Annotated in this window: 11 protein-coding genes; 8 read left to right on the plus strand and 3 right to left on the minus strand. The window is 54.0% G+C overall.

The features are described 5' to 3' along the window. Positions 1 to 2,688 carry a xanthine dehydrogenase family protein molybdopterin-binding subunit gene (locus AU11_RS09850; protein ID WP_197023816.1) on the minus strand — a complete coding sequence of 896 codons (2,688 nt, stop codon included), beginning with the start codon at positions 2,686 to 2,688 and terminating at the stop codon, positions 1 to 3. Between the two features lie 816 nt (positions 2,689 to 3,504). Between AU11_RS09850 and AU11_RS09855 the strand changes: the two genes are divergently transcribed. From AU11_RS09855 to AU11_RS09890, 8 genes are all read left to right on the plus strand, one after another. Next, positions 3,505 to 4,098 (plus strand): helix-turn-helix transcriptional regulator, encoded by a 594-nt coding sequence (locus tag AU11_RS09855; RefSeq protein WP_043319079.1) that lies wholly within the window; start codon positions 3,505 to 3,507, stop codon positions 4,096 to 4,098. Further along, positions 4,095 to 4,556, plus strand: coding sequence for a CsgE family curli-type amyloid fiber assembly protein (locus AU11_RS09860; RefSeq protein ID WP_081848049.1), 462 nt, complete (start codon positions 4,095 to 4,097; stop codon positions 4,554 to 4,556). Before AU11_RS09855 ends, AU11_RS09860 begins: the two co-directional genes overlap by 4 nt. After that, entirely contained in the window at positions 4,556 to 4,975 is a 420-nt protein-coding gene (locus tag AU11_RS09865; RefSeq protein WP_043319081.1) for a curli assembly protein CsgF, read from the plus strand. The genes AU11_RS09860 and AU11_RS09865 overlap by 1 nt, the downstream gene beginning before the upstream one ends. Before the next feature lie 110 nt (positions 4,976 to 5,085). After that, entirely contained in the window at positions 5,086 to 5,949 is an 864-nt protein-coding gene (locus tag AU11_RS09870; protein ID WP_051687148.1) for a CsgG/HfaB family protein, read from the plus strand. A gap of 44 nt (positions 5,950 to 5,993) precedes the next feature. Beyond that, complete coding sequence (locus tag AU11_RS17725) at positions 5,994 to 6,536, plus strand: hypothetical protein (RefSeq protein WP_051687149.1); 543 nt, start codon at positions 5,994 to 5,996, stop codon at positions 6,534 to 6,536. Further along, entirely contained in the window at positions 6,529 to 7,467 is a 939-nt protein-coding gene (locus tag AU11_RS09880) for a hypothetical protein (protein ID WP_043319083.1), read from the plus strand. Before AU11_RS17725 ends, AU11_RS09880 begins: the two co-directional genes overlap by 8 nt. A 550-nt stretch (positions 7,468 to 8,017) precedes the next feature. Beyond that, positions 8,018 to 8,905 carry a hypothetical protein gene (locus AU11_RS09885; protein ID WP_043319084.1) on the plus strand — a complete coding sequence of 296 codons (888 nt, stop codon included), beginning with the start codon at positions 8,018 to 8,020 and terminating at the stop codon, positions 8,903 to 8,905. Between the two features lie 102 nt (positions 8,906 to 9,007). After that, positions 9,008 to 9,880, plus strand: a complete 873-nt coding sequence (locus tag AU11_RS09890; RefSeq protein WP_081848050.1) for a hypothetical protein — start codon at positions 9,008 to 9,010, stop codon at positions 9,878 to 9,880. 86 nt (positions 9,881 to 9,966) lie between these two features. Here AU11_RS09890 and greA read toward each other — a convergent pair whose 3' ends face one another. Then, positions 9,967 to 10,443, minus strand: a complete 477-nt coding sequence (gene greA / locus AU11_RS09895; protein ID WP_043319088.1) for a transcription elongation factor GreA — start codon at positions 10,441 to 10,443, stop codon at positions 9,967 to 9,969. 145 nt (positions 10,444 to 10,588) lie between these two features. Continuing rightward, positions 10,589 to 13,819 carry a carbamoyl-phosphate synthase large subunit gene (gene carB / locus AU11_RS09900; protein WP_043319089.1) on the minus strand — a complete coding sequence of 1,077 codons (3,231 nt, stop codon included), beginning with the start codon at positions 13,817 to 13,819 and terminating at the stop codon, positions 10,589 to 10,591. Positions 13,820 to 13,856: the final 37 nt, after the last annotated feature.

Genomic DNA, 13,856 nt, shown 5'->3' on the forward strand with positions numbered 1-13,856 from the left:
TCACAGTACCTGGGGGTTGAGTGCCCGGCGCAATTTTTCAGGTGATACCGGCGTTTCATGAAACCGCTTACCGGTCGCCTGGTAAATGGCCTCAACCAGTGCTGCAACGATGGGGATCATGACCACCTCCGCGATCCCCTTGTGCGGGTCCTGCTCCGATTCGGGGGGCAGAATGTCGTGCTGCTGATTCCATACCGGTACATGCCGGGCAAGCGGTACCTGGTAGCGATTGAGATTCCAGGTGCCATTACCTGCACCCTCTCCCAAGGCCGGTAGCACCTCATAGAGCGCATGACCGATTCCCATGGCCACCCCACCCTCAATTTGCCCCTCCACCAATTGAGGAACAATGGCGCGCCCACAATCCATATAGTTCTGCAGCCCGTGGATGGTCACCTCCCCACTTCCCGGGTTAACCGCCACTTCCACCAGTGCCGCTGTCGGCGCATAGTAGGTAACCATGGCATTATTCAGCGCTGTGCTGGGGTAACGCACTGCTTTACGCTCTACCACCTCGTATTCGCCGCCAACGACTCTGTCGGAGCTACCGCCGTGTCGCAAAGCGAGCCCGTCCACTCCCCAGGTGTATTTCACACCGTCGAGCTCGAAATCCGCCTCCGCCCACTCCCAGCGGTTGAAGCTGTGTACCATGACACCGGTAATCCCTCCGCTGCGATGCACCTCTTCTGCCAGCACCTTCAGTGGTAGGGGCTTATGTTGGCCATAGTGCAGCCGGCTATTACGCCACTCGATCTGCGCCGGATCGATAGGTCCGGTTTTCCACAAGCGTTGCGCGGCGGGCAAAAGTCCCTGCGCCAACAGAATTTCCGCAGCGCGGTGGGTCGCGTGACTCTGGAAATAGGCGGACATGGATGCTGCGCTGGCCATCGCCGTCACCGGTGTCCACAGAGGGTTGCGCGACATTTTATCCTGGTGATCCTGACTCATGGTGTAGGGGCTTTCAGTCTGGAACTGACGGAGCGCATGCCACGCATCCACCTCCCCGACGTCACACCGCTGCGCCGCCTGCCCCAGAACACTTTCCAGCAGCATCGACTGGGAGGTACTGATACCCGTCCCCATTTCCATAAATTCCACCGCCATGGACAGGCGGCCTTCCTTATCAAACTGCACCGCAGCACTCGGAGCGGCAGCACCGGTACCGTAGTCTTTGGTCGCAATCGCATAGCCGGTACCGAACAGCAAGCCGGGATTCTCCGCCTCGAAAGTCTGCTTACGTGTGGCGCGTTCCTGCCACATGGGATGAGTCTTCGCCCGCTCGAGCAGTTCGGTGTAACGTACACCCACTCTTGGCACAGCGCCCTGGGTATTGCGCCAACCATTCTGAAAGGCGTTGCGCAAGCGAAGCTCAATCGGGTCAATATCCAGCTCTGCTGCCGCCTGATTGACCATCATTTCCATCGCGGACATTGTTTGCAGGGTGCCGTAACCACGCATAGAACCGGAATCCACATTCATGGACTGGTTGGCAATTGCAGAAATATCGTTGCGTGGCAGGTAATAGATACTCTGTATCGCACTGGCACCGACCATTGATACCGATGCACTGAAATTCTGACGCCCGCCACCGTCGACCTGCATTTCAGAAATCAGTGCCTGAAACTTTCCGCTGGTTCTGTCCACCGCCAGGATGTTGCGCATATGGAAAGGATGTCGCTTGAGCCCCGCCTGGAACTGTTCGAAACGATTATTGGCCAAGCGCACCGGGGCCTTGGCAAAGAGACCGGCAACCAAACCGTAGTAAGGGAAAATAGAGTGATCCTTTGCTCCGAACCCACCACCGACCACCGATGAGTGCACCACAATACTTTTTATATGGTCAGCAAAGCCGCTCTCGGCAATCATGTGTGCCGCGAGCTCCTGAAAGTCCTGAGGGGATTGACTGGTCAATACCAGATGTAGAGCCTGCCGGGGTCGGTCAAACCATACGTTGGACGCTTCCGGTTCCATCATCATCGGATCAATGATCTGTGTCTTGTATTCCCCCTCAACCAGATGCCAGTTTCCTGCACTGGACTCTTTCCGCGACTGAGCGCGAATTTCCTGAGCGTAATAGATGCCCCGTTCGCTGACATCTCCAGCTTTATCGGCTTCCGTCGGCCACTCCACTTTGCGATTTTTATAGCTGGGAAAGAAAAGGCCATCCTGCAGGGGGGAGTACAGGTCTTCACCACTCGGGCCATCCGGCCCTTCCACGCGGATAATTCGCCAGCTGGCATAGGGATCACGCACCACCGGCGGCGTCGCATCGCCATAGCGGATCACCTTCCGATTGAACTGTAAAACCTGCTTGGCCCCATTGTATTTTGCAAAATCGTCAAACAGCAGAATGGCCACCGCGTGCCCGTAGTAGTGGGGTGACGCACCTTCCGCCAGAAGCATGGCATCGCCGTAAAACGGCGGCAACTTCACCTTCTTCTCGGACAGAGATTGCGCGGTAATACGCTGATAAGGCTGGCAGTCCGAAGGTATCTGGCTCCAGTCAATGCCATCAAACCGACGCTCTACGCGGTTGCACCGCAAGACCAGTGCATAATGCTGCTGCTTGTCCCAATCGGGCATGTCCATGGCGCGAAAGTCTCGCCCGAATATTTTTTGCCCGGTGACTTTGGCGATACCATCCATGCGGAAAGCCGGTGATTCACCTGAACCCCGCCAGTCCGTCACCGGAGTTCCCGTAGACGGTGCAGCAGTACTCTGTCGCCAAAATGCAGGCGCCGCAAATACACTGATGCCGGCAACGGTGCAGACTTTGATAAATTTTCGCCGATCCGAACGGAAACCTTGCATAGTCTTCCTGAATAATTTCCCGGGTTTCGCAGATTCGATCGTACCCCGCCGCCAGCACCGGGATACGTGTTGAACACCATCATGTAGCCGATGGTTGAGAAGCCTGCCGACACACTTATCATTTTCGGCGTTCAGAATATTTACGCGCCTAAACACACGCTCCACCCAAGAACTAATAGTCTGGCAGACGCAGAACGTCCATTGAGTCATACCCCGATGGCGTCACTTCATTCCTTACAGCGTATTTTGACTTAGCACTGGTATCGTTTCTCACCTCGACACTCCCTGACGCCGAAAACTACAGCGGGAATAAGCGTGCATGATATTGCCGAAACCCTACACTCTGTACAGCCGCGTAGCGTGGGCGATAGAAATATATTCCATTAAATAATCAAAATTATATTTTTCTGATTTTCCATTATTAAAAATTCATTTTTTAATAAAAAATAGTCTTTTATATCTGTCACCGCATTCGTCAGCACTACCTCGCGCCCCGTCTACACTCCATACAAATTTCTCAAGGAATGAGATTTTCCACTTAAACGGACTTGCGTGAGCTCTCGAAAAAGGGGCAGAGATCAATTGGCCCCTGAAATAGAAGTAAGAGAGAGACCTGCAGCGGGGAACCTCCCGCCAGCACTGGCGCATGAATCTCTACCTGGGATCGTCTGAGGTTAATTACGGGGTACATTCATGCCGATTCTCTTTCTGAGCGATTCCGGCCTACACGGGGACTTATTGTTCTCACTTGTTTCGCAGTCACTCCCCTTCAGCTGGGAGAAATCAGACTTTGGCAAACAAAAGCACTGCCTTAAAACATACGATGCCATCGTGGTTGATTGCTTCGGCCTCTCTTCGAAATCAACACCCAGCGCGGAATTCAATTACCTCAAAAGCATCGATCATTCCAAGGTCATTCTTATCAATATCCCGCAGGGGCTACCCGCGCATATTACCCAGCCACTGGAAAGCAGGAAATTTTCCTTCCTGTGCGACAACCGCGCCAGCCAGAAAGAACTGATAAAAAAGCTGGAATATTCCATACAGAATGCGCGCGCTCCATCCGAGGCAGACCCGCGCTCGCAACTGCTACTGACCAAACGGGAACAGGAGATCCTCGCACAGCTGACCACTGGCGACCCGAATAGCATCATTGCCTCGCGACTGCACCTGAGTGAGCACACGGTAAAAAATCATATGTACAACATTTACCGGAAAATTGGGGTGAAAAACCGGCTTCAGGCGAGCAACTGGGCAAAGCTCCACCTACAGGTCGAGCGGATATGAAAGCCTCTTGTCATCTTGTATGTCATGCATTGATTGCGCTGCTCACCCTACCAGCGGTGCTCTGCTCGGCGCAGGATGATGGGCAGGGACTCGAAGAGGTCCCCACTCAGTCCGACACTGGCCAGATCGAAGACGAAATCAGCGGCTTCAATGTTGACCAGACGATTACCCGAACAGGCCATGATTTTGCTCGCTATATGAGCGAGTACCGAAACCTGCACTATCCGGATAGCACCTACAACCTGACCATTCAGGAACGTCCATCCGCTCGCTGGGGAAATCTGATCTGGGTGACCTATAACAACAAAACCGTATTTCGGCAGTTTATCAGTCCCAGCACCAACAATATTCGAGCAGTCGCGGAAGAAACCGCAAAGGCCATTCACGAAATGGTTCTTCAGGAAATGGTCCGTCAGGCACTAACCGATCATTTTGATCTAGGAAAGGATGAATTCTAATGAAAATTACCAGGCTGGCCGCCCTGGCCGCAGCTCCCGTCCTCGTTCTCATGGGCAGCCATGGCGTTGCATCTCAACTTGTCTATGAACCGGTAAACCCGAATTTTGGCGGGAATCCGCTGAACGGCAGTTATCTGATTCAGAACGCTCAATCACAGGATGACCATGAGGATCCGGATAACCCGGCGGACCTTTACCAGCAACCCAGCGCACTTGACCGTTTCACTGATTCACTGGAGACACGACTACTCAACCAGCTGCTTACCGACGTCGGTGATGGAAATAGTGGTGAGCTGGTCACCGATGATTTCATCGTCCAGATCGTGGATAACGACGGTCAGCTCACGGTACTGATCACCGACCGTACAACCGGCGATAAGAGCGAAATTATCGTCAGTGGCCTGAACCCGTCAAACTGATCGAAACAACACAGACAACGACGAGAGGAAGTAAAGCGATCGCGTCCTAGATGTACCCGGGAACGCCCCGTGACCCCAGATAATCACGAATAATATTGGAGATAAACGTGATGTTTTTAAGAGGTACAAAACTCGTTACCGCCCTGACATTTGCTACGGCATTGGCAGGATGTACAGCGGTCAAGAACACTGGAGATGCCCTTTTCGGACCTGGCGAAGAAGCGGCCAAGCTGACGCCGAGGGCGGAAACCTACCGGGACCTTCTCAACCTGCCACAGCCGAAAGGAAAGATTCTGGCTGCGGTATATAGCTTTCGCGACCAGACGGGACAGTACAAGCCCTCACCCGCAAGCAGTTTCTCTACCGCGGTAACCCAGGGCGCAGCGTCCATGCTGATGAATGTGCTCAACGAATCCGGCTGGTTTATTCCGCTCGAACGGGAAGGGCTGCAAAATCTCCTCACCGAGCGCAAGATCATTCGTGCGGCCCTGGCAAAACCCAATGCACCGGAAAACAATCTGGCTTTGCCCTCTCTGGTGGCTGCCAATATTCTTCTGGAAGGGGGTATCGTTGCCTACGATACCAATATAAAGACCGGTGGTGCGGGAGCGCGATACTTTGGTATAGGTGCCGATGAGCAATACCGCGTGGATCAGGTAACGGTCAACCTTCGAGCCATTGATATTCGATCAGGAAGGGTTCTGCATACTGTATTGACGTCCAAGACGGTCTACTCAAAAGCAATCAGTGCCGATGTATTCCGCTATGTGAAATACAAACGTTTGCTTGAACTGGAAGCCGGAACCACCACCAATGAACCGGCGCAACTGGCCATGCTTTCAGCGATGGAATCCGCAGTCATTCATTTGATCGGCAAAGGCATTGTCGACAACTCCTGGTCGCTGCAAAACCCGGATGACATTAACAGTCCCGTTCTCCAGTATTATCTCAACGAAAGCACGGCGATCATGTAAAAGCCCCACACGATCCGGATAAAATTTTATAACCTGAGGTGAACATGAATTCTGGCACCGTCCTGCCAAAAGCCGCCTTGCGGACGATACTATTGGCACTTGCCATGGAACCTGTTTGCGCCGACGATTTTTCTCTGGCCCATGAGCTTTCAATGGCCAATGAACTGGACTTATATGCCGCGATCGGGTCGGCCAACCTGGCGGTTATTCACCAGGAGGGGAATTTCAATCACGTCGCCGCAGACCAGACAGGTACGGTGAACTATCTATCCCTTCAACAAGCGGGCTATGGAAACCTGCAGGTAATCGATCAGGTCGGCAAAAGTAACAGTATCATCGCCAGCCAGCAGGGCGAGAGTAATGTTGCAATACTCCTGCAGGCGGGCTATGAAAACCAGATTCTGCTCGACCAGATAGGTTTCGCCCATAAAGCGGGAATCACTCAGTACGGCATTCAAAACTCGGCCACCGTTGAGCAGATCGGTGTGGCACACCAGATCACCATCAACCAACGGGGCAATGGACTGCATACGGCGGTCACCCAGACGGGCGTATCCATGACCACCACGATCAATCAATATGATTAAGCGTAGAAACGATATCCGGAGCCATAACACTCACGAGCGTGCATTTGTCCATGCCCGTATTGGGGCGCTTTGTTTCGCGGTTATCACTCACTCTGCCATTGCGGAAGAACTGGGCAATTATCGGCACCAGGTTACCGCGTCCGACGTGCAGGCGATTACTGCGCAAACCAGCACCGGTGCCGATAATTCGATCCAGCAGTCGCAGGAGGGTAACGTCAATACGGCTGACGGTATTCAGCACAGTGAATCCGGAAGCTCGATTGTACAAACTCAGGATGGGGCCCTGAACAATGCCCATGCGTGGCAGGCATACGGCGTAAACAACACAGTGGCAACCCAGCAATATGGCGCCCAGAACTCGATAGAGGTCACACAGGTCTACAGCTATGAAAGCGCTACTGCCAGTCAGCAAGTTGGATTTGGCAATGAGCTATCAGTTGAGCAGACAACCGGAGGCCTGAACCGTGTGCAAACATTTCAGCGCGGTGTGATAAACCAGATCGATATTTCTCAGACACAAAGTATCAATGCTCGCAGTTATGTAGAGCAGAGCGGTAATGATAATGTGACTGCGGTTCAGCAGATGGGCAGTGGCAGCTTCTCTGCAACCTCTCAGGAGGGCGCATTCAATTATGCGGGTACACGACAGTCCGGACTATTACAGGACGCAGAAATTATCCAGGTGGGTATTGCCAACCAGATGGATCTTCTTCAGGAGGATAATTACAGCAATATCAGCGCCTTCCAGAATGGCTCATTCAACCAGATCGCGGTATCGCAAAGCGGCATCTTCGGTTTGGGCGGCAGTCACCAGGCGCTTATCAATCAGGTCGGTAACCTGAATGCGACCTCGATTACTCAGAACGGGGTTTCATCGACGGCCATTATCACTCAATTCGGACACGGCAACTCGGTTTCACTCAACCACTGACCGAAGAACCTCTGTAACAGCCACCAGGTGTACCTTCTATACACGGCACTTCAGTCTAATTTTTGCTTCAGCCAAATTTCGCCCTTCCCCATACACCTCTGAACATTTTTCCTATACGCCCCTTCTATTTGAGGCGATGTAACTCCCGCCGCGAAGGGCTTTTCCCGCCAAAACACAATCTTTCAGTTATCAAACCGGGCTAACCAGAATCAATACTGATTAAAAACTGTACTTTCTTCCTACTCTTTCATGACTTCCCTCCTATAGCGACCCTCCCCCCAACCGACAACAATCAATAGCAAGGTGAACATTTTTTGCTCTTTTAGATTAAAAACCAACCTAACGGTTTAAGGTTTAGACAGAGGAAATGACATGTGTGCCACAGCACACTGATTCGTTCACCGGGTTACTGAACATGTTCGGCAGGGACCTGCCACCTGTTCAGCCAAAAGACCCGAAAAGAAATATGGCGCTGCCCTCAGCACCATTGAAGATCAGTTCCACCCTTGGGGCTGGTTGGATTCTAACGTCCGAAGTAAAGGAGCAACTCATGAAGACGTTTTCCCGTATCGCTGCTGCCATCGCACTTGCAACCAGCGGCAGTGTTTTCGCAGACGACAATATTGCGGTTCAAACCCAAGTTGGTGCTTTCAACGTAGCTTCCTCTACCCAGCTGGAGCTGATTGGTGGCTTCAACGAGGTTTATCAAACCCAAGTCGGTTTTGTGAACCTGTCTACCGCTCTGCAGGTTGGTCTGATCAGCGCGTTCAACGACATCAACCACTTTCAGTTTGGTGCCCTGAACAACGCATTCTCTCTGCAAAACGGCATTATCAGCATCGACAGTGATGCCACTATCAACCAGGTTGGTGTTCTCAACAACGCGACAACCTTCCAGAGCAACTCCTTCTTCAACGACGCTACCATCAATCAGGTAGGCGTACTGAACAACGGTAACATTGGTCAGAATGAGTCTGCATTCAACGACGCCACCATCAACCAGGATGGCCTGTTGAACCAAGCCAACATCAACCAGTCTGCAAGCCTGTTCAACACCGCAGTTGCCAACCAGTTTGGCATTGCCAACCTGGCCAACCACCTGCAACAAGGCAACGGCAATACCTCCGTGTCCAACCAGTTTGGTGTTCTGAACGTGGCTGACGTTCTGCAAACCGGTAATGGCAACGACTCCATGATCACTCAGGTAGGTGCGCTGAACGTTGCGGATCACGATCAGCTCGGTGATGACAACCTGGCCTCTACCTTGCAGGTTGGTGTACTCAACGTTGCGTTGGTTGGTCAAACTGGTGACGGCAACGCCGCATTCACCGCTCAAGGCGGCGCACTGAACTTGCACATCACTGCGCAAGGCAGCGACAACAACGTTGCTGTTGGCACCCAGATCGGTGTTGCAAACCTCGGTGTAATCGTTCAGTAAGACACCAGTTGAAGTTTCGGCGGCCGGAAGGCCGCCGATTACTGCATCAGGTGTTCAGGATAATCCTGAACCTCCTTTGAAGTAAGCAGTAGAGGGTTTCCAATGAAAGCTTTCCACTATTGTGCGTTAGCTGCTGCATTGGCGACGAGCGGTTTAGCCTCAGCGTCAGACAACGTTGCCATCCTTACACAAACAGGGTTCGGCAACGCAGCGCTCATCGATCAGACGGGCATGGATGGCAGTGTCATTATCAAGACACAGACTGGTGGCCTTAACCAAAGTAACTCGGTTGTAGCCTCATTCGGTAGTATTACCCAGCACACCCAGTTCGGGCTATTTAATGACGCCTACTCTTTCCAGATTGGCGGACAGGATAATAGCAATGCAATTTTTCAATTGGGCGTGGATAACTGGGGTACCGTACTTCAGATTGATGTCACCAACAGTGATGCCTACATTTTCCAGGTAGGCGACAACAACAGCGCCAATATTTTGCAGCTTGCCGGCAGCGATAACCTGGCCACCATTACTCAATTCGGTTCTTTGCACAACGGGAATATCGGGCAGATTGCTGCTCAGGATTCCGATGCGCATATTACCCAGTTTGGTATTGGCCAACAGGCTTTTATCACGCAGACAGGCATGGGGCAGTACTCCAATATTCTGCAAAGCGGTACCTACAACGTCGCACTTAGCACGCAGGCCGGTCAAGGGAACAGCTCTGACATCAGTCAGGACGGTGTTGCCAACTTCGCCAGCGTGACACAGACGTCGAATTTCAATACTGCCTTGGTAACACAAGATGGCATTGCGAACATGGCCGTTATTTCCCAGGCTGGTGTACTTGGCGGTAACTCCGCCACTATCAGCCAAAATGGACTGCTCAACAGTGCTTATATCAGCCAGATTTCCGCATCGAATACTGCGATCGTTTCGCAGATCGGTATCGGAAACCAGGCCAATATCTTGCAATAGTTCCAGTTGTCCGCAGCGGAATAGGTTTGCTCAAAATTAAAAGGGCGGTCAATTTGACCGCCCTTTTTTATTCTTACGAGACTGGGTTAGATGTGTTCGACCGAGTCAATCTCGTACTCGATGGCACCTGACGGAGTGTTTACCACAACAATATCTCCCTCCTCTTTACCAATCAGCGCGCGGGCGATTGGGGAGTTCACTGAGATCTTCTTGTTTTTCACATCAGACTCGTCGTCACCCACAATTTTGTAGGTCACTTCACTGTCGTCTTCCAGGTGAATGATGGTCACGGTAGTACCAAAAATCACCTTTCCAGACGGCTCAATCGCTTTTACGTCGATGACCTGTGCCAATGACAACTTGCCTTCAATTTCCTGAATGCGGCCTTCGATAAACCCTTGCTTCTCGCGGGCAGCATGGTACTCGGCATTCTCCTTCAGATCGCCGTGCTCGCGCGCTTCGGCAATGGCCTGCACCACAGCCGGGCGCTGTACTTTTTTCAGATCTTCCAATTCGGCACGCAGTGCTTCTGCGCCTTCGACGGTCATGGGTACGCGGTTCATGGGAACCTCCACATTTTCAGTATTTCACGGCCGCACAATATGGGCCGCAATGGTTTTTAATGTTTTCCTTAACGAAAAAGCTCCGCCAAACGGCGGAGCTCTTCCGGTGCACCACTCCGGCAAGCGGTGCAGATTGGCTCGCTGATCAGCCCTGCAGACGCACTACACGCTGGTGCAGCTCTTGCAGGCTGCGCACCTTGTGCGGCTCGGCAATCTGCATGGCCATGGCCATGGCACGTGCCGCCGCCAGGGTGGTGGTGTAGCAAACCTGGTGGTTTTCCGCACTGCGGCGGATATCTGCGGAATCGCGAATGGCCTGACGGCCTTCGGTGGTGTTGACCACCAGGGCGATTTCGTCGTTTTTGATCATGTCGACGATATGCGGGCGCCCCTCGCTCATCTTGTTCACCGTTTTAACGGGAATATCCGCTTCTTGCAAGACCTTGGCGGTTCCGCGGGTAGCCACCAGCTCGAATCCGAGACCGGCCAGCTCGCGGGCCACGTCTACTACACCAGGCTTGTCCACATCGCGCACGGAGATGAACACCTTGCCGGACTCCGGCAGGGCATCGCCGGCGCCGATCAGACCTTTGTCGAAGGCTTCAGCGAAGGTTTCGCCCACGCCCATGACTTCACCGGTGGACTTCATTTCCGGGCCGAGAATCGGGTCGACTTTCGGGAACTTGTTGAACGGGAACACCGACTCTTTCACGGAGTAGTAGTCCGGTACGATTTCCGTGGTAAAGCCCTGCTCTTTCAGGCTGATACCGGCCTGACAGCGAGCGGCGATCTTGGCCAGTGAAGTACCGATGCACTTGGACACGAAAGGTACGGTACGGGACGCGCGTGGGTTCACTTCGATCACATAGATCTCGCCGTCCTGATAGGCCAGCTGGGTGTTCATCAGGCCAACCACACCCAGTTCGCGGGCCATGGCTTTGACCTGCTCGCGCATCTTGTCCTGCACGTCCGCCGGCAGACTGTAGGGCGGCAGGGAGCAGGCGGAGTCACCGGAATGCACGCCACACTGTTCGATGTGCTGCATGATCGCGCCGATCACCACGTCCTGGCCGTCGGACACCGCATCAATGTCCACCTCGATGGCGGAGTGCAGGAAGTGATCCAGCAGCACAGGTGCGTCCTCGGAGACTTCCACCGCTTCCTTCATGTAGGTCTTGAGTTCGTCCTCCTTGTAGACGATCTCCATGGCGCGGCCGCCCAATACGTAGGATGGGCGCACCACCAGTGGGTAACCCACTTCTTTCGCGCGCTGGATGGCTTCAAACTCGGAGCGCACGATGGCGTTCTGTGGCTGTTTGAGGCCGAGGCGCATGATCATCTGCTGGAAGCGCTCACGGTCTTCCGCGCGGTCGATCTGCTCCGGCGTAGTACCGATAATCGGCACACCTTCGTTGGCCAGGTAGCGCGCCAGGTTCAGCGGGGTCTGGCCACCGAACTGTACGATCACGCCCACCGGTTTTTCCTTGCGCACGATTTCCAGCACGTCTTCCAGGGTTACCGGCTCGAAGTAGAGGCGGTCGGAAGTGTCGTAGTCGGTGGAAACGGTCTCCGGGTTACAGTTGACCATGATGGTCTCGTAACCGTCTTCACGCATGGCCAGTGCCGCGTGCACACAGCAGTAGTCAAACTCGATACCCTGGCCAATACGGTTTGGACCGCCGCCGAGTACCATGATTTTTTTCTTGTCCGTGGGCTCCGCTTCACACTCCTCATCGTAGGTGGAGTACATGTAGGCGGTGCTGGTGGCGAACTCGGCAGCACAGGTGTCCACTCGCTTATAGGCGGGGAAGACACCCATTTTATGGCGGAATTCCCGCACGGTTTTCTGGCTCACCCCCAGCAGGTCCGCAAGGCGCTTGTCGGAGAAGCCCTTGCGCTTCAGGAAGCGCATGGTCTCGGCATTCAGCGCCGAAGTCGGCATGGTCTTCAGCGGCTCTTCGATATCCATCAGTTCCTTGATCTGTACCAGGAACCAGGGGTCGATACCGGAAAGTTCGTAGACTTCGTCAATGCTCATGCCTACACGGAAGGCATCGCCCACGTACCAGATACGCTCGGCGCCCGGAACGGACAGTTCGCGACGCAGGCGCTCCATGGAGCCCACTTCTGCGGCGTCGATCTTCGGCTCGAAACCGAAGGAGCCCACTTCCAGACCGCGCAGGGCTTTCTGCATGGACTCTTGAAAGTTGCGGCCGATGGCCATGACTTCACCCACGGATTTCATCTGGGTGGTCAGTCGCGCGTCCGCTTCACCGAACTTCTCGAAGGTGAAGCGCGGAATTTTGGTCACAACGTAGTCGATGGACGGCTCGAAAGACGCCGGCGTGGCACCGCCGGTGATGTCGTTCTGCAGTTCGTCCAGGGTGTAACCCACCGCCAGCTTGGCCGCGACTTTGGCGATCGGGAAGCCGGTGGCCTTGGAGGCCAGTGCGGAGGAGCGGGATACCCGCGGGTTCATCTCGATCACCACCATGCGGCCGGTCTTCGGATCCATACCGAACTGCACGTTAGAACCGCCGGTTTCCACACCAATCTCACGCAATACCGCGATGGATGCGTTCCGCATCAGCTGGTATTCCTTGTCGGTGAGGGTTTGTGCCGGGGCTACGGTGATGGAGTCACCGGTGTGGACCCCCATGGGATCGAAGTTCTCGATGGCACAGACGATGATGCAGTTGTCGTTTTTGTCACGCACAACTTCCATCTCGTACTCTTTCCAGCCGAGCAGGGATTCGTCGATCAGAAGCTCATTGGTGGGAGACAGATCGAGACCGCGTTTGCAGATCTCTTCAAATTCTGGCCAGTTGTAAGCCACACCGCCGCCGGAACCACCCATGGTGAAAGACGGGCGAATAATCACCGGGAAGCCGAACTCTTCCGGTACCTTTTTCGCTTCCTCCATGGAGTGAACGATCTTGGCCCGCGGGGTTTCCAGGCCGATGGCCTTCATCGCCTTGTCGAACAGGTCGCGGTCTTCCGCTTTTTCGATGGCGTTTTTGTCCGCACCGATCAGCTCACAACCGAATTCCTTCAGCACGCCGTGCTTGTCCAGCGCCAGCGCACAGTTCAGTGCGGTCTGGCCGCCCATGGTGGGCAGGATCGCGTCGGGGCGCTCTTTCTCGATGATCTTGGCAACGGTCTTCCACTCCACCGGTTCGATGTAAGTGGCGTCCGCCATGGCCGGGTCGGTCATGATGGTGGCCGGGTTGGAGTTCACCAGGATTACCCGGAACCCCTCTTCCCGCAGGGCCTTACAGGCCTGAGCGCCGGAGTAGTCAAATTCACAGGCCTGACCGATGACGATGGGGCCCGCGCCGATGATCAGAATGCTTTTAATGTCTGTGCGTTTTGGCATCTTTCTTCCGTATCTAGCCGGCCGCGGCCGGTGGATA

Origin of the sequence: Microbulbifer sp. HZ11, assembly GCF_000708675.1 — a bacterium.
Taxonomy (GTDB): Bacteria; Pseudomonadota; Gammaproteobacteria; order Pseudomonadales; family Cellvibrionaceae; genus Microbulbifer.